This window comes from Paraburkholderia hospita, from assembly GCF_002902965.1.
Classification (GTDB): domain Bacteria; phylum Pseudomonadota; class Gammaproteobacteria; order Burkholderiales; family Burkholderiaceae; genus Paraburkholderia; species Paraburkholderia hospita.
This window is the reverse complement of record NZ_CP026108.1, coordinates 801278-818616: the sequence shown is the minus strand read 5'-3', so window position 1 is coordinate 818616 and position 17339 is coordinate 801278. Positions and strand designations below refer to the sequence as shown.

Genomic DNA, 17339 nt, shown 5'->3' with positions numbered 1-17339 from the left:
GAATTCTCCGAAAAATCCGAAGGCCGAACCCGCAGGGGGCTGCAAGACCGTAGGTATCGATCTCGGTCTGAAGGACCTAACGGCCACAAGCGACGCGAATGTTATTACGCTTGACCGGCGCAGAGCTCAGCGAGGCGCAACGCGCGCGGAAGAAGGCGGGCGTAGGTGCGCTCCTATGCAAAGATCCGGAATCGCGGAAAGATCGATTGCATAAGTTTTCCACGGCGCTCGACAAGGAGTACGGCGCCATCTTTGTCGGCGGGAACGTGAACGCTTCGGCGCTGGTCAGGACATGGACGGCCAAATCCGTGCTCGACGCGGGCTGGAGCCTGTTCGCCTGTTCCAGAGCATGCTGCAGTACAAGCGCGGTCACACCGGCGTGTGGTTCGATGAGCTCGATGAAAGTCACTCAACCGTGACCCGCGGCTGCTGTAACAGGGCGCATTGGCCTGAAGCGCCGGGAAGGTCTCGGTAGGAGAACGGACCTGCGCCGAATGTGCCGCGTATCGTCACCGCGGCACCAGCGCGGCAATCAACATTCTCGCAGCGGGACGTCTCCGTCTTGCAGAAAAAATCCCGGTCCCACCCGCGCCAGTCGAAGGCAGGTAGGACGTCAATTCCTCGTTCGCGCCCGATGCAAAAGTCAGGCTTTGCGCGGCACTGGCGCCTTCATGCCGAAAGCGACGAGGAGCCAGCATAGGACAAGAAACGAGCACGCGTAAAACACTGCGCTCGCGCCGGAGTGTTTGAGCAACCATCCGCCCACCACACCGCCGAGCGCAAGACCGATCGACTGCGTGGTGTTGTAGACGCCCGTTGCTGCCCCTTTGCGGTTGCCCGGCGCGAGCTTCGATACCAACGATGGCTGCACGGCTTCGAGGATATTGAAACCAAGGAAATACACGAACAACAGGATTGTCGCGACTACTATAGTATGCGCGAGCAAGCCAAGCATAAACTGGCCAATGAGGACGAGTCCAATAGCTGAGACGACCACCGACTTCATCATGTGTCGCTTTTCAGCGGCAATGATAGCAGGCACCATGAGAAAAAACGAAAGGCCCATAGCCGGCAGATAGGTCTGCCAGTGTGACGCGACGGGGAGTCCCGAGTCCACGAGCAGGCGTGGGACGACCAGAAAGAGCGCGGTCTGAGTGGCATGCAGCACGAGTACGCCGAAGTTAAGACGCAGCAACTCTTTATTGCGCAGTACTTCCGCGAACGGCGCCCGCACATGCACAGGCATGGGCGCATCTGGCACGATCCATAGCACGACGGCTACCGCAAGAATTGAAAATGTGCCGACGAGCGCGAAGAGGCCGCCCATACCTAGCCAGTGGAACACGATGGGCGCGCCGACGATCGCCATGGCAAATGACATGCCGATCGAGCCGCCCACCATAGCCATGGCCTTGGTGCGGTGTGCCTCGGAGGTTAGGTCGGCGATGAACGCTAGCACTGCGGAGGAAATCGCACCCATGCCCTGGATTATCCGGCCAGCGATGATCCATGTGATGTCGTGCGCGAAGCTCGCCACGAAGCTGCCGATTGCAAAGATCACGAGGCCTGTGATGATCACTGGCTTTCGTCCCAACTTGTCAGAAAGCCAGCCATAGAAAATATACAGCAGCGACTGTGTGACGCCGTAGGCGCCGAGAGCGATGCCTACTAGCAGTGCATTGTCGCCACCTGCGATGCTTTTCGCGTATATCGAAAACACCGGCATGATCATGAACAGGCCCAACATGCGCAGGGAAAAGATTGCGGCGAGCGAGAGCGTCGCGCGCAATTCCGGTGCACTCATTCGCGAATGGGAAATCGAAGATGTGGAGGAGGCGTGCATGTGGATCAATCAAAAAAGGGCGCGGTCGCGCCGGCTGGGATGTTGCACTCGTTGAGAAGTGGGCCATTTTGTCGGTGCGCGCAGAGCACAACGGTATTCGTAACCGAGTGCGGTCTCACCGACTTTGGTTAGCGGCGCATATCATCCTTTCATATCCGTTCTGCATTCTCGAGGACCATCGAGGAATACGTGGCCGAAGTGACTTTTGACTGCTGCTCACGAGCATGTCGTGCGATTGCCTCAGGTTTCTTCTTATAGCAGTTCATAGTGACAAGCCACGCATTTCTCGCGGTTACATTTCAGACGTCAATCGCTTCTGCACTACTCTAAAACGTTCCAGAAGGAAATGAAAACATACTTAGGTATTGAAGCGATATCCCTGTGATTGCGCTACTTGAACTTCGGGATTGCGCATTTCGAGCGTCGATGCGTTATGGACGGCTGACGAGAGCCCGACGTTATATATTCCGGCATGAAGCGGTGTAGTATTCGACCTCGATGCCATTTTAAACCATGCTTTATTCATGTGATGACTAGGATGACTGCATTTGAAAGAACCGCCCAGGCGGCGCGGGTGCGCCGGAGTAAGGCGGCGTTGTTACCTATAGCTCGTGCCGAAGCGGACCGTGTCAGCTTGCAGGTGCACGTCGCACTCGATGCCATGCGACGAAAAAGGGGCAATGCCGATGCCGCGCGTACGCTATGCCAAGTCATGATCGTGACTGGCCTGCTCATCGAAGCGGGTTATGGCGACGCTACGTTCGACCAAATGAAGCAGGCCGAAAGCATTCTTTTCGCGGCATTCAATCGAGGTCGACATTCCGACTTGTGGATGCTTGAGGAGGAAGAATTCCAGCATTTCGCTACCATTGTCACCACATACGATTATCAAATGCGTCGCGCGCCACTCGCGGCAATCATCGAAGCCGGTCACCGTTTGGAGCGGTTTCGCGCCGGAGAATCGTTTGATCGGATGGGATACAGGCGCGCTTGACCTCCTCCCGAGCCTTGAACGGTAGCTCGGGAAATTTCGTTGGCTCATGGTGTCGATTGTTCGGTCGTCGCCGAGATGGATGCATTTCAAAACAGTTTGGAATGGACGGTCTGCCAGCTATGATTGACTTCGTGACTAACCACGTAAAACGTAGCCCAGTGACAGACTCCTCTCGACTAATTTCTCACAATGCCAGGTCGATCCCGCGAACCAACGAGTGGTTGAGGCAGTAAAAGCTCGGCTGCGCAGGGGCGGAAACGTCCCCGTAGCGACTCTCAAGCATCAACTCGCTCTCGTTGATCAGTTGTCCAGGTTCGAATTTGGAAGGTTCCTGCTGGCCAACCGCGGGCTCGATGCCTATTGGACGCATCGACTTGTAACTCACGAGACGGACTCCTTGCGGCGAAGCGAGTGTCCAGCGCGAATACCTCATTTTTGAGAGACTTCCGGCGGTACTCGCCACTCGCGAACGCTTCAAGATTTTTCGTCAGGAATTGCAGGCGAGGATAGAACCGGGATTCGCGCTTGCGTCTGTGCCTTGCGGATGGATGGGTGACTTGTTGCTGCTCGATTATGAGCGTAGTTCTGACGTGAGGTTGTTGGGCCTTGATCTCGATCAAAACGCGCTCGACGGAGCACAAAAATTTGCGAATCAACGCGGCCTCGCTCGACAGATAGAGCTGCGCCGTGCCGACGCGTGGGAGATGGACCTGAACGCTGAAGTGGATATACTGACAAGCAATGGTCTGAATATATACGAATCCGATAACGAACGCGTGGTCAGCCTATATCTTAAGTTCTTCAACGCACTGAGGCCCGGCGGTCAGCTTGTTACGAGTTTTTTGACGCCGCCGCCTGGGCTGTCGGATGAATCGCCATGGGACGTGAATGCGGTCGCACACGATGCGCTTGCGCTCCAACACTTACTATTTGTACAGATAGTAGAGGTCAAATGGAGCTCGTTCCGCACTCATTCGGAAACACGTGCTCAGCTTGAGCGCGTTGGTTTCCGAGATGTGACTTTTCTGAACGACCGAGCGCGTATGTTTCCTACGGTTATAGCTAGAAAGCCATCTTGAAATTCCCTGACCATCCCCGACGGCGACAGTGAGGGAGCATTCCTTTTGCAGCGTGGCGACATTTCACCGCGAAAATGTCCGGTCGCTTAGGGCGTCGCTATGATGGGTCGTCAACGCTTAGCGGTGGGCAATTCAGCGCTAAGCGACCGCTGCTGTGTCCAGACCGCGAGGGCTAAGCTTGCCGATCTTCCGATCACGCTTCGCGAACTTCAGGCCTGGTTGTATCCGACGTGTCGTAGGTTGGGTCTCTGATTTTCGATATGAATGTCGATCGTCGCCAGTGGCCGATGGGTTCGGCTACAAAGCCGATAGAAGCGCTAAGACGGAGAGTGTGAACTACGCGTAAGAGACATATTGGGTCGTGGGCATGACTGCACTATAAGCGTCCATTGGACGTCCTTCGCAGCGAAATATTCACTGTTTCGGCGAGAACTCCAAAACGTCTTTCGCTGCGATAATTTCCACATCAACTAACCTGCTCGACGGATCAAGATGGGGGACTACCAAGAGTGTGGAAGCAGGAGTTGCACCTTGAAGATATTTTTCTCGAATCGCTGAATATAAGGGTATATGTTCTTCGAGTTTGAGATATTGTGTCACTTTAACGATATCATGCACTGTCATTCCTGATCTCTCAAGTGCGTCAACCGTGCTTCTCCATATGCTCTCGGTCTGCTCTTCTATGCTTGTAGAGATTTGCTTCGAGGATAAAAGATCCGCGTTGCCTGACATCATCAACCATCGAAGCTTAGGTTGGGTGGGAGGGGCGTTGTCACCCGACTTCGTTTTCGATGAGGTGGGAGACCCGAGTGCAGAACAACGCATAGATTTCTCCATGATTTAACGGAGTTGAAGGTTTTCGTCAGCTCGAACGTCGATAAGCTCACGGAAATTGAATCAGCGCAAGCGTGTCGGCAATTTTCGAGCTGGCGCTAGAAATTGTTCGCCACGAGAATCGTTCTTTTGCGATGTAGAGCAGGCTGTTGCGGCAGGGCGCGGTCGCGCGCGTCAGATGCAGCGAACCTCTCGTCGACGTGCTTGACGTCTTCTATGTACGCAATTGCGGACGATACCAACATGGTCGGATTTAACTGCCAGATCAGTTGCCGTAACTCGCGACGACAACGGCGTGACACGGTCGAGAAGCTTGGTTTGCGCCAACGCACCGCGCCGTCATTTTCAGATCAAGGCTTGGCTATCGGCGCCGAGCAGATTCACCGTTCGGATTGAACCGAAAGATGTTTGATGCCGGATCGAAAGGAAATCGAGAGAGCGATTGCCGGTGATCTTTTGGAGTAGTGGCAGTCAATGCGAAATTACTTAATGGATGCCCTTCAACATATGAGAAGTAAATCCTTTCGTCTGGCTGCATCGCTAGTCCCAGTCAGGTAACAATTAAGGTTCAGGAAATATAGTGACAATTTTTCCGGAACTGCTATTAAATGTTCAAATCGTAATATATTCAACCGGAACGAAGTATCGAAAGCGATACATCCGTATATGCATTGCTGAACATCTCGCCGAGAGACGATGCAAGCTGCCGGGGGAGTTTGCGATGGAATGGTTGGCCCCCACAACCTGACCATGCGTTTAGAAGCTGTTACCGCATGAGATATCCACAGGAGATGTCCCATGCGAGCTATTATCTTGTGGTGAGACGGCGGTAAAGGAGGGCGTCATACGCTTACATCAGCTGCGGAGCGTCAGATGGCTTTATCGAAAGATGGCGCTTCATAGGAAGCCCTGGCCTTGAGGGCGAGATCGCTCACAAAGGCCGGACCGGGTAAAGTAGCACATCCAGTAATAACACCTTGCTTTGTGCCACGATGAGAGAGTTGGTCGTTGGGAATGTCGGCTGATCTTGCTCGCCGCTAAGAGGCGTTTGCGCCAGCAGATGATGCAGCGGGCGATTTTCATGAAGGCTTCGTGGGTAAATGCAAGGCGTTCGAAGCGGATGCGTAGTCGGCGGAAGTTATGGAGCCATGAAATGGTGCGCTCGACAACCCAGCGTGTTTTTCCGAGTCCGCTGCCATTAGGCTCGCCACGTCGTGCGATTTCAGTGACGATGCCGGCTGCGTGTAACGGGCTGCGGTATTTGTCGTGATCATAGTCCCGGTCGACCTGAACGATGCGCGGCTTGGAAAGCGGCCGGCCGCGCTTGCCAGCAATGGGTGGAATAACGTCGACCAGTGGGTGAAGCTGGGTGACATCGTTGCGGTTGGCGCCAGTGAGGATTATCGCGAGCGGGGTGCCCTGCGCTTCGGTGATGAGGTGGTGCTTTGAACCGGGTCGCGCACGGTCCGTGGGATTCGGTCCCGTTTTTGACCAGCACCCACTGCGCGGATCGAGGAGGAATCGACGATGACACGGGACCAGTCAATCTGGTCAGCCGCGCGTAGCTTTGCGAGCAGGACTTCATGCAGTCGGTCCCAGACGCCGGCGGCCTGCCAGTCCCGAAGACGGCGACAGCAGCTTATGCCGCTGCCGCAGCCCATCTCGCGCGGCTGCAGGTCCCAGCGCAAGCCCGTCTGCAGGATGAACAGGATTCCCGTGAGCACCGCACGATCATCGAGCGGCTTAGGTCCCGGGTGGCGCGAACGGCGAGTTTTGGGCGGGGGCAGCAAAGGTGCGATGAGCTGCCACAACTCGTCATCAAGTATCGGTTTGGCCATATCCTTTTCGTCACCGAAACAATGATGAGGTTAATGGGATGGTCACTCCCTCCCGCGCAGCGGGTGTACGCTGCCGGGAATTTCCTAGGGGGATCACTGCCATGCAAAACGTCACGCTGATCGGAATGGATCTGGGCAAGCATGCATTTCACCTTCATGGTCAGGACAAGGCAGGCAAAGCCGTGTTTCGCAGAAAGGTATCCCGCAAGCAGCTCTTCGAATTCTTCGCCGCCTTCCAGCAATGTACCGTCGTCATGGAAGCCTGCGTAGGGGCTCACTACATGGCACGTAAACTCATGGCATTCGGGCACGAGATAAAGCTGATTTCTCCGCAGTTCGTACGTCCGTTCGTGAAGAGCAACAAGAATGGTTTTGTCGACGCAGAGGCAATCTGCGAAGCCGCTTCCCGACCGTCGATGCGCTTCGTTACGCCGAAGACTGAATCGCCGCAGACGTTGTTGGCGTTGCATCGGTGTACGCGACGCACTGGTGAGGGACAAGGTGCGCACCACCAACCAGATGCATGGGTTCCTGCTCGAGTTCGGCGTGACACTCCCTGTTGGCAATGCGGTTGTCAGGCGCTTGCCAGCACTGCTCGCGGAGCATTCCTTGCCGCCGCGTATCGTTGCGATCCTCGAGCGCCTGCATGCACATTTCAAATACCTTGTTGAGCAGATTGGCGAGATCGGAAAGGAACTCAACCGACAGCTTGCAGAAGACTCCATAGGTCAGCGACTGCTGACGATTCCCGGAGTCGGGCCGATTACGGCAAGCCTGCTCAGCTCCGAACTCGGCGATGGCAAGCAATATCGATGCGGCCGCTACTTTGCCGCTGCTGTCGGGTTGGTGCCACGTCAGTACAGCACGGGAGGCCGATCGAACCTGCTCGGAATCTCCAAGCGGGAAGACACGAACATTCGCCGCCTGCTCGTCCAGTGTGCCCACGCCTTCATGTTGCATCTGCACAGTTACTCTGGCCCAGTCGCCGATTGGGTGCGCTCGATGCTTGCACGACGACACTCAAACATGGTGACCTGCGCTTTGGCCAACAAGTTGGCGCGAATCGCATGGGCGATCGCGAGCCGCGACGCTATATTCGAGCTGGGCACGTGAGCGCCGGTGCACAAGCGGCCAGCTTTTTTACTTACTTACCGTAGTCAACCCATCTGGTTTTGCGATTGCTGAAATATTGATGACGTGAACGGCAAGCCGGCCTGACGGAAATCCTGAGAGGTTAGCCAGCTTCCGAGGCTGCTTCTGTTATAAGGACCGCCAGGCGCGATTCTCATCGAGGCGCGACGATTCACTCTGCTCCGACGCCGGTTAGATTTGCGCAAGCCAACACACCAAAAAAATCATCATTGCAAAAGCGGGGGGCGCCATAGATTACAGCAGTCGTTGGAAGTAAACAGCCCCCGGCAATCATTTTGTTAAAGGTTCTAATAGCGTGGAAGTCGACGCGGGCGCGGTCGGCCCCGGTCGGAGTCCGTGCAGCTCGGGATCAGCGCCTATGCTTCCGTCGACGGATGGCACGCACATGGGCGTGTTTTCAGGACCGGACGGGAGGTTCGACCGTAGTGAAGGGGGCATACTGGGCGCGGTACCCGAGCGCGTACAAGGCGCGCCGGAGCACGGACCAGTTCTCAGCCTCGTATCTCAGGAGGCCAATGAAGGAGGTTGCGTTGCAACCTTACCGCGGCACACGTACGACGCATATGCGGCGCTAGCTAGAAACGGAATCGCCTGATGCAAAGAGTGGGTGTTGTGCGATTTCTTCCCGTGCTCGCTGGAGGGCGTCTGTTACAGCGTCGTCGCCACGCGTGAGTCCTTGCAGCAACACGAAATGAGTGCTCTGCAATCCGATGGACCGGAGCGCGTAACGTAGATATGGGGTGAGGAAATCTCCTTGCCAGGCCCGATCGCCGCTATGAAAACCACCGGAACCGACTATCACAAGGGAGGGCCGGTCGCGCATAAGACCGACCTTCCCCTCCGGCGTTACGGAGAAGGTGCGATGAACCCGCAGTACGTAGTCGATCCAGAGCTTCAGCGCGGCCGGAACCGTGAAGTTGTGCATCGGTGTATTGATGATGAGCGCGTCCGTCATTTCGATCTCACGAATGAGCTGGTCAGACACGTCGAACAGGCTTACATCGGGTTCACGTGACGTAATGGCTTTCGCATAGTCCTGCGTGATCGGCGGCAATGGTGTCGAAACGAGATCGCGCTCCACCAGCGTGCTATGCACATTCTCACCCAGCGAGCGAATCATCTCAACGGCGAGACGGTAGCCGTGGCTCGTTTGGCCATGCGGGCTGGCGTTCACGAAAAGAATTTTCATTGTTCGCAACCCGATCCGCAGGGCGCGAGTGGTTCCACGAAGTGCATACCTTTGGCGAGCAGGCCGTTGCGGAAGTAGAAACGTTGCGCGAGCGGCATGTGCAGCCCCGTGTCGAGCACGAAGTGCGCGCAGCACGCTTGACGCGCAATCTCGCGAACCTTGTTGAGCAGGTCCGCTCCTATGCCACTGCGTTGCAGTCGAGAAGTTACGACAAGGTCGTCGAGATAAATGAAGCGCCCATACAGTGTATTCGTTTGCGCGCGATACCCGGCTAGACCGAGGATTGTCCCTTCCGCGCTGCGCGCGGCGAGTAGACGATAGTTCTCTTCGTGCTGACGGCGCAATTGGTCACAGAAGGCTTTGGGGTTCGTCAGATGCGGCCGCAATTCCTTCATGACGTCGAAGGCGCGGATCCAATCATCGGGGGACTCAAGATGCTGGAACGTCACGTTCGTACCCATATCGTCTTCTCCTTGTTGCACCGCGCGAATTTTATCCAGTTAATGAAACGTGCCATAGGGACAAGAAATGATCGTCTGACTAGGTCATCTTCGATGGCTCCTGACGGGTCTGGCAATTCCGGCTGTTAGCGGGTGGTCCTGAAAGCATCATTGACCGTCGTCGTCATTGCCGCTCGAAAGGGACAGTTCATAACCCGCCTAGTGGCCGCGCAATGCGCAGCCGCGCTAGGTGGCGTGGATATGCTTTCGCGTCGCGCGTCGAATAGCAGAATCGATCGTTGTCGTAGACGACGTCCAAATCGACGGCCGCCACTGGAGCAGCAAGCGATGCCCCCGTTCCAGATGCAGTTTGTGTCATCGTTGCTTCATCAATGCAGCAGTGAAGATGCTCGGAGCCAGGACGGCCGACTTGCAGCAGAAATTACATTACGGCCCCGGCACGATCCTGACCGATCGTCGAACCACGAACGATAGCTTGGCCTGAGGCACGCGATCCGAATTTTGACTCGCGATTCATGATGCCCGGATATTTGCTGCCTGCTTGCCTTTTGGACCCACGCCGATCTCGAAGGAAACTTTTTGATTCTCCCGGAGAGACTTGTATCCGGTCGCTCGAATCTCCGAGAAATGTGCGAAGAGGTCTCCGCTCCCATCATCGGGTTTGATGAAACCAAAACCTTTTGCATCATTGAACCACTTCACAGTACCTGTAGCCATTTGCTTTTCCTTTGAATTCGGTTATCGAGATAGTGCGTCTGAATATGGGCTCTCCGCCGACCGAGAAAACGGCTGTCAACTAGCAACAAGATAGAAGCCTATCGGTGCCTGTCGATCGAACAGTGCAAGTCTTGTGCTCGCCCTGTATGCAGCGATCACCGTGCAATTTTATAAGGCGTCCAGCCAATAATCAACGAGCCTCTGGTATCCATGGATAGACCCGCGTATAAAGTCGCGAATGCCCAGATGCGGAACAGGTTCACGCCCAAAGCTAGCATTGACAATCCGTCTTACGCGCTGCCTGCAATCATCCTGAATCCTTGCCCATCTCCTGAGCGTTGCGGGCCGTTGGCGGGAAGCGGGGCACAATGTGACGGTTCTTGAACCACTTGTCAGGGCCTACGGCAGCGCGATCTGTGGTTGTACTTCAACAGGAATCTAGAACAGAAGGCTTTGAGAGCGCGATTTCGCCAAGTGTGCGCTTATAGTAGGCAAAGATAGCGATGAGTGTTGTCCCCGCGTACCTGCGCAACCTGCATGTTCATGGTCGCATGATGCCGTGACTGGCTCTTATGTCTGTCTGGTCACGCGGGGACCGCCTAGGTGTATTTAGGTATTAAATATTTATACCTTTGGAGCATTGAATTATGTTCTGATGTTGCGTTCAATTGAACGCTGGTAGCTTTGAGACTATTGAGCCCGTCATCTGAACCAGGATTCACAGGTCTCATCATGGAGCTTCCCATCCGACGTTACAAGCGATATAAGGTCAATCTCAATGTCAGTCTCCGGCTGGTTTATTCTCACCTTGGCCGTATCGTTGGCCAATTTTCCTTTTACCACACGCAGGTTCTTTGGTGTTATCACCCTTCGAAATGGCAAGACATCCTTGGTTTATATAGTGGAGTTTGTATTGATGTACATGATTTTGGCCTCAGCGGCATATTCGTTGGAGGCACGGGAGGGTAGGGTGTTTGACCAAGGATGGCAATTCTATGTAATCACCGTATCACTATTGATGGTGTTTTCGTTTCCAGGATTCGTCTTTCGGTTTCTGCTCCCACGGACATTGCTTCGTCGCTGATGTCATCGAGCGCCGGTCTTTGATACGTCATGTGCCAGCCGGACTTGTTGCCCGGCTGGTGGGGACCTCAGCGTGTCTGAGCGCTTTTCGTGTCCAGTGCGATGTGTACCGCGTCGCGCGTACGTACAAACTCCCTCTCGAAGTCAAGCGTACGTCGAGCGGTGGACATCGCCATCAAGACTTCTGCGCCACCTTCTTTTGAACTCTTGATCCAGAACCAGAGGCGCCGCTCGCGCACATAGAACATCGAGAAGATGCCGATCACCAGCAAAAGGCTACCGATATATACGAAGCGCTTACCTGGTGCCCGAGTCAACTGGAATGCCGACGCCTGAACTTGCGTGAACGAGTCAAGTTGGAGGAAGATCGGCGCGCCGTAGTAGAAGCTGTCTGACAGTGCATCGACCGAAGCCCGGATAAAGGACATATGTGACGGATCTTGTTTCGTCTCAGGCTCGCCATGCTTAATGCGAGATAGCTGCCATAGATCCCACATAACACCGTTGAGCGTGCGTAGGAGGGCCATCACCGCCTTCTCCTGTTGCGCCGCAGGCATGGAGTGGTCGATCAAGCCAGCAATCGCCATGAAGCCGCCGGCTGATGCCGGGACTGTCATTGGGCTCTTAGTTCCCTCGGCCCCAGCGAAGTGGTCTAGCAGCCGAGATACGTCGGATGCAGCAACTTTCTGAGCGTCAGTATCTGCATCCGAATACGAACGCCGTACGAATCGGGATACGGCCTGGCTCCGCATGCTCGGAGACTGCAGGGCGGCTCGAAGATTCATCCAGTCCCTTACTGAATTATAATCGTCTGCGGGGATCCTGAGAAAGCGGAATGAATCGTTGACCCCCAGCCTTACGCCGCTCATAAACACCTGCTGGCCGGAGATATTTACTGGAAGCATGAAGGTTTGATATTCGTGGGCCTGCCCGTTGATATCGCGAACCTTGTACTGCATCGAGGGCCCTAGATTTCGTAATCTCGTAGGTAGATTACTTTTCGCGCCCGATCCGAGTCGTGCGTCAATCTCCTTCTCGAGAGAATGTTCCTTCAGAGCGCCTCGCGCACTACGGACATCGTCCGCGTTATGAGTGTCTTCGACGTTGATCGAACGAAAGTCGGTCAGCTCCACGATCTCTCTATTTTCTCCGGCGGCCGGAAGGTGAATCTGCGTAACGCCCCCGATTACGCCTTGAAGCTGCTCCGTGAATTCTCCTGTGCCGGCCATCGGCCACACGGTCATCGCGACCTTGGATCCGCCGTCCTGAAAGCTGGATTGATAAATTGAAATGCCGTCGTAGGTGAACGGCTTGTTCACTTGGACGCGTGCCTGAACGCGTTGCCCAGTCTTATGGTCCGTGACCACGATATCACTGGCGAAAAGTTTGGGCATGCCGGTTGAATAATAATCAACCACGAACTTTTTCAGCTGAATTGAAAACGGCAGGTCTTGGATCAAGGAACCGTCCCGGCGACTAAGTACGACCGTGCTAGTTTGCCGCCCTTCGGGTACAAGAGAGAACCCGCGGAAAGTCGGGTTTGAAGGGGGTAGTCGGTGATCCGGAGAAACTGCGTCTACCTCCGTATCCAACTCGGTCGCAGTCTTCCCAGAGAACCACATCTGCAGCTGAATAGGCAGATTGCTGTCCAGCAGGCCGCCAATGCAGATGACCACGATCGCCAAATGGGCCGAAATGTAGCCTAGCTTTGTAAGAGCACCACGTTTACCTGCAATCAGGATCTCTCCGGTATCGGTATTACGGGTGACTAGCCTATAGCCCAGCTGACGTCCGAGGCGCATCAGCAGTTCGGCCGTATCGACGCCACCTAGCGCAGTAGCGCGGAACTCACTCTTGTGGCGGAATGCGCGCAGGCTTCCTTCGCGCACGCGATCCTTCCAGCCGCGCGCGTCCCGGATCATCTTCGGGGCATTGTCAATCAAACAGAGTGAGACCGAGATCACAAGAAAGACCAGGATCAGCATGAACCACCAGGATCCGTAGACGTCGTATAAATCGAGCCCGCGGAAAATGTCAGCCCAAAATGGACCGAACTGGTTCACGTAATTGACGTAGGTATCCTCCTGTGTGAGGACAGTGCCCACGACGCTTGCAATCGCCAGTATCACCAGCAAAGCGATGGCAAAACGCATCGACCTGAGAAGATCAATGGCGTGCTTGAGCTCGTATGCATTTCCGCGAACTCTATAGCAAATCTGGCCTTCGGCCGTCGGACGCTCGCTCAAGGGCACTCCAGATAATGGTAGGTGGGACGGTGTAAAGGATTGGTATCATCGTCACTCCGACTGTCGGCGTGCTTTGGACAATTAAAACAATCCTCAATTCTGATTTCTACACGAGTTTGTGGTGAGAACAAAGAGTGGCTGACTATACATGCGTATATCGAACGGGACGGCGTCATCAGCTCGTCCCGCCGGCGATGTCTCCCATTGGGCGGGCAGCTGACAGAGCGTCATGATACGCTGGAGTACGGCATCAACGTGGCGCAACCATAAGGGCATGATTCATATACCTGTGGATCGTTGAATGATGAGCCTCAAAAGTATTTAATTCCGTAGCCAATACAGGCTACGGACTGGGACGTCGCAAAGCGTACTAGATTCCGGTTATCTCGTTCACGTATAGGAGAATCCGCATGTTGAAGCGACTCTCAGTCATTAGTGCAGTATTGATCGCGTGCGCATCATTTAGCACCGGCGCTTGGGCTGACTCGGATGGACAAGACCTTCCCACGGTAAAGCGGCAACTGCCGCAATACACCGCAGATGGCCAGCTTCTGCTTCCAAAGAACTTCCACCAATGGATCTACGTCGGAAGTCCGTTGACGCCGAACGCCCTTAACGGAGGGAAGGCAAACTTCCCCGAGTACCACAACGTCTACATTGAGCCGGGTTCGTACGCAATCTACAAGAAAACCGGCGAATTCCCTGAAGGGACCATCTTTGTCAAAGAACTTCAGCTGACGACGCCGCAGCAGTTTCCTGATGGTTCAAGAAATGAGCCGTCCGGTCGAGGCCTGTTCCCTGGGAAGTTCAACGGCGCTGATGTCACGGTGAAAGATTCAAAGCGTTTCGCCGCGACAGACGGTTGGGGATACTTCAACTTCAATCACTTCGAGCCGAAGGCAAAGATGGCGAAAGTCAAGGCGAAAGAGGAATGCGCATACTGCCACATTGCTAGTGCAAAGAAGGATGACGTCTGGACGCAGTTCTATCGACTGCTTGACGATGATGGGCACCTGAACCCGAACTACAAGCCCGAAGCCCAATAAGGTTGTGCGCCGCGGTTATACCGGCTAGGTAGATCCTTCGGCGCATATGCTGACACCGCGCTGGTCATCAGGTGCCCTCCGTCTTGATCAGCGCGGTGAGGCAGGTGCCGGTGTGTTGTGCTCCCTGGAAAATGCGATGTCTGCTTATGCAGAGACTACTTAGCGTTTGGTAACTCGGCGCCGCATGATAGAAAGTTGAAGCGCGGTGTACGGTTCTTGCAATAGTCTGCCGTCGCTCGGCTGATCGGCAATGGCGCTGCGCGATTGCTGTTTGTCAACGCGAACCTTGTCATTGTCGGAGCGACGAGCCAGAGTCGCGCTGTAAGTAAAGCTACCGCAGCTTCACCTGTCGGTTCAGCGTGTTCGCGATGGCGCGGAAGCGCGGACTCTAGCCCGTATGGGATTTTCGTGCGTGTCCGATCCGGATTCCGTGTCGACCAGCGTCCCGGATCCGTTTAAAGCTTTGCATGCTGGACATGTTCAACCTGTCCTGAATTGCCATGGGAAAACCAAGTGAAGCCGAAAGAAGACGAGGATCAAACGCTTGAACGCATCGTTCTCGATGGGCCGAAAGGCGCGATTGTTCTAGCAGGTACTGCGACGGCAATCGTGATCCTCATATGGATCGTATTTTATGTACTTGTTTTCCTTCCGCGTGGCGTAATCCAATGAGCGACAATATCAGGGAAAATCCGTCAATCAGTATCGTCCACAAAATCGAACGAAGGTGGGCGATTATGATGTCGGCAATCATGCTCATTCTGATGCTCACAGTCGTCTTCACGGGATTGCATTGGGCGATGATGCCGCCGTCCAGAGTGGAAACCATACGGATTGCATCCTTGGAAACCAATAGCGAGTTTTCAGAAAGTAATTTGGGGAGTGCCGCATCAAAAGACGGATCCGTTATCGTCCGGGTACTGGCGCAGCAGTATTCGTTCACACCTCAATGTATCCTTCTTCCAGCTAACACGCCCATCACTTTCAGAGCGACCAGCGCTGATGCGATCCACGGCATGCTTGTAACGGGGACTAACATCAATTCGATGATCGAACCAGGCTACATATCAACTTTTAAAACGGTGTTTCCGCAGCCAGCCGAGCATTTGATGCCGTGTCACGAATACTGCGGGACTGGTCATCAAGCGATGTGGGCGCGCGTCAAAGTCATAGAGCGTGCCGCCTTTTTTGAGATGCTTAAACGAAAAGGGGCAAACGGGAGGCTGAACTGTGTTAATTAACAAGCGGCTTGTTCTTCTTCATTTCTGGCTTGCGTTTGCGAGTTTCGCTGTAGCATTGGCATTGGGCGCCTGGCAGATGTACGTGAGAAGTCCGCTACATCCGTGGATAAAGGATCCAGAGATTTACTATCGTTCCGTGTCAGCGCACGGCTCGACTATGGCATACGTCTTCCCGACTCTCGTCGCGATGGCTCTCGGATACGCGGTCATAGAGCTTTCGCTTAAGCGCGCCATTGTCGGGGTGAAGCTAGCGTGGGTAGGCTTTGGCGCCGTTGCCTTGGGTTTTATGCTGGCGGTTATCGCAATAGGGAGGGGTACAGCTTCAGTTCTCTACACGTTCTACCCGCCGATGATCGGCAGCTCGATCTACTATATAGGGGTCGTCCTGATCGTTGTGGGGTCATGGGTATGGGTCGCGCTGATGGGCGTGAACCTCGCGATATGGAAGCGCGATAATCCGGGGGTTCCCGTTCCGCTTCCTATGTTTGCCTGTGTCGCGAGCGCGTACCTCTGGGGATGGACGGCCGTCGGTGCTGCAATCGAAATAATTTTTCAGATTATTCCGGTTTCGTTGGGATGGAAACATAACATTGATGCGGGTCTCGCACGCGTTTTCTATTCTTGGACTCTGCATGCTATTGTGTACTTCTGGCTGATGCCCGCCTACATTGCGTATTACACAATCGTTCCGCGCGCTATCGGCGGGAGACTTTATAGCGATTTGATGGCGCGGGTATCGTTCGTAATGTTTCTGGTTGTGTCAATGCCGATCGGCATACACCACCTGTTCGCTGATCCACAAGTTGGATCGGGCTTCAAATTCATGCACTCGGTCTTTACGGCATTAGTCGCAATTCCTACTTTGCTAACGGTGTTCACAATCTGTGCCTCGGTTGAGATTGCGGGGCGGCTACGGGGCGGGAAGGGTGTCATGGGTTGGTTAAAAGCCCTTCCATGGGGTAACCCCATGATGCTCGCCATCACTTTTTCGTTTGTGATGTTGGGTTTTGGAGGAGCAGGCGGACTTATCAACATGAGTTACCAGTTAGATTCGACTATACATAACACTCAATGGGTGACTGGACACTTTCACCTCATTTTCGCCGGGGCGGTTGTGATCATGTACTTTGTGATCGCTTACGACCTGTGGCCGCAGATCACTGGTCGCGCGATCACAGACATGCGACTGATCCGTATCCAGCTATGGCTCTGGTTCATCGGAATCATGGTATTAACAATCCCCTGGCATTTGGTGGGCATCATGGGTATGCCGCGAAGAATGGCATACTTCGACTACACGAATGGTGAAATTTCGTCTCAGGCGCTGCCTGTGATCATATCGGTCATTGGCGGAGTCATCTGTCTGGTTGCCGGTCTTCTCTTTATTTTCATTTTGGTTCGCGCGCATCGCTCGACGGTCGATCTTGTTGACGACTACACCTTTAGTGTGCCGATTCATCGGACAGAGAGTGTGCCATCTGCGCTGAACGGCTTTCGACTTTGGCTCGCCTTGATGATCGGTCTGACATTGTTTAACTACGGATATCCGATTGCGTCGCTGATTGCCCGCCCAGACACCTCCGTGCCTGGAATCCCGATCGGCCAAGGGCACTGAC

General features: G+C 54.5%; 15 protein-coding genes and 2 pseudogenes. 9 read left to right on the top strand and 8 right to left on the bottom strand.

The annotated features are described in order from the left end of the window. Nucleotides 1-98: 98 nt before the first annotated feature. Nucleotides 99-419, top strand: a complete 321-nt coding sequence (locus tag C2L64_RS48045) for a hypothetical protein (protein WP_086908876.1) — start codon at nt 99-101, stop codon at nt 417-419. A gap of 224 nt (nt 420-643) precedes the next feature. Here C2L64_RS48045 and C2L64_RS48040 read toward each other — a convergent pair whose 3' ends face one another. Beyond that, entirely contained in the window at nt 644-1843 is a 1200-nt protein-coding gene (locus C2L64_RS48040) for an MFS transporter (RefSeq protein ID WP_322790665.1), read from the bottom strand. Between the two features lie 538 nt (nt 1844-2381). On the opposite strand from C2L64_RS48040, the gene C2L64_RS48035 reads away from it, so the two are divergent. After that, a complete protein-coding gene (locus C2L64_RS48035; RefSeq protein ID WP_242681736.1) occupies nt 2382-2837 on the top strand; it encodes a hypothetical protein in 456 nt (151 codons plus the stop codon). A gap of 184 nt (nt 2838-3021) precedes the next feature. Here the strand turns inward: C2L64_RS48035 and C2L64_RS54670 are convergent, their stop codons facing one another. Beyond that, nucleotides 3022-3222, bottom strand: coding sequence for a hypothetical protein (locus C2L64_RS54670; protein ID WP_207634609.1), 201 nt, complete (start codon nt 3220-3222; stop codon nt 3022-3024). 172 nt (nt 3223-3394) lie between these two features. Between C2L64_RS54670 and C2L64_RS48030 the strand changes: the two genes are divergently transcribed. Further along, nucleotides 3395-3916 carry an SAM-dependent methyltransferase gene (locus C2L64_RS48030; protein ID WP_322790662.1) on the top strand — a complete coding sequence of 174 codons (522 nt, stop codon included), beginning with the start codon at nt 3395-3397 and terminating at the stop codon, nt 3914-3916. Nucleotides 3917-4330: 414 nt separating this feature from the next. Here C2L64_RS48030 and C2L64_RS48025 read toward each other — a convergent pair whose 3' ends face one another. Next, a complete protein-coding gene (locus C2L64_RS48025; RefSeq protein ID WP_158660641.1) occupies nt 4331-4651 on the bottom strand; it encodes a RidA family protein in 321 nt (106 codons plus the stop codon). A 1152-nt stretch (nt 4652-5803) separates the two neighbouring features. Next, nucleotides 5804-6588, bottom strand: a pseudogene (locus tag C2L64_RS48020) (IS5 family transposase); the annotation flags it as partial. Nucleotides 6589-6689: 101 nt separating this feature from the next. Here C2L64_RS48020 and C2L64_RS48015 point away from each other — a divergent pair. Continuing rightward, a pseudogene (locus C2L64_RS48015) lies at nt 6690-7701 on the top strand (IS110 family RNA-guided transposase). Between the two features lie 610 nt (nt 7702-8311). Here the strand turns inward: C2L64_RS48015 and C2L64_RS48010 are convergent. From C2L64_RS48010 to C2L64_RS48000, 3 genes are all read right to left on the bottom strand, one after another. After that, nucleotides 8312-8929, bottom strand: a complete 618-nt coding sequence (locus C2L64_RS48010; protein ID WP_103154240.1) for an FMN-dependent NADH-azoreductase — start codon at nt 8927-8929, stop codon at nt 8312-8314. Next, nucleotides 8926-9390: a GNAT family N-acetyltransferase gene (locus tag C2L64_RS48005; RefSeq protein WP_086908882.1), complete on the bottom strand. Its 465-nt coding sequence runs from the start codon at nt 9388-9390 to the stop codon at nt 8926-8928. The genes C2L64_RS48010 and C2L64_RS48005 overlap by 4 nt, the downstream gene beginning before the upstream one ends. Nucleotides 9391-9903: 513 nt before the next feature. After that, nucleotides 9904-10107 carry a cold-shock protein gene (locus tag C2L64_RS48000; RefSeq protein ID WP_086908883.1) on the bottom strand — a complete coding sequence of 68 codons (204 nt, stop codon included), beginning with the start codon at nt 10105-10107 and terminating at the stop codon, nt 9904-9906. 778 nt (nt 10108-10885) lie between these two features. Between C2L64_RS48000 and C2L64_RS56495 the strand changes: the two genes are divergently transcribed. Next, nucleotides 10886-11191: a DUF2818 family protein gene (locus tag C2L64_RS56495; RefSeq protein ID WP_086908884.1), complete on the top strand. Its 306-nt coding sequence runs from the start codon at nt 10886-10888 to the stop codon at nt 11189-11191. Nucleotides 11192-11258: 67 nt separating this feature from the next. Here C2L64_RS56495 and C2L64_RS47990 read toward each other — a convergent pair whose 3' ends face one another. Beyond that, entirely contained in the window at nt 11259-13343 is a 2085-nt protein-coding gene (locus tag C2L64_RS47990; protein ID WP_086908917.1) for a cytochrome c biogenesis protein ResB, read from the bottom strand. Nucleotides 13344-13846: 503 nt separating this feature from the next. Here C2L64_RS47990 and C2L64_RS47985 point away from each other — a divergent pair. The 4 genes from C2L64_RS47985 to C2L64_RS47975 all read left to right on the top strand — a co-directional run bounded on the left by C2L64_RS47985 (nt 13847) and on the right by C2L64_RS47975 (nt 17338). Further along, nucleotides 13847-14482: a cytochrome P460 family protein gene (locus C2L64_RS47985; protein WP_086908885.1), complete on the top strand. Its 636-nt coding sequence runs from the start codon at nt 13847-13849 to the stop codon at nt 14480-14482. A gap of 513 nt (nt 14483-14995) precedes the next feature. Next, nucleotides 14996-15154 (top strand): hypothetical protein, encoded by a 159-nt coding sequence (locus C2L64_RS54400; protein WP_165778900.1) that lies wholly within the window; start codon nt 14996-14998, stop codon nt 15152-15154. Continuing rightward, complete coding sequence (locus tag C2L64_RS47980; protein ID WP_086908886.1) at nt 15151-15723, top strand: cupredoxin domain-containing protein; 573 nt, start codon at nt 15151-15153, stop codon at nt 15721-15723. The genes C2L64_RS54400 and C2L64_RS47980 overlap by 4 nt, the downstream gene beginning before the upstream one ends. Further along, the gene (locus C2L64_RS47975) at nt 15713-17338 is read left to right on the top strand and encodes a b(o/a)3-type cytochrome-c oxidase subunit 1 (RefSeq protein WP_086908887.1); all 1626 of its coding nucleotides are present in this window, start codon (nt 15713-15715) and stop codon (nt 17336-17338) included. Before C2L64_RS47980 ends, C2L64_RS47975 begins: the two co-directional genes overlap by 11 nt. The last annotated feature ends 1 nt before the right edge of the window (nt 17339 follow it).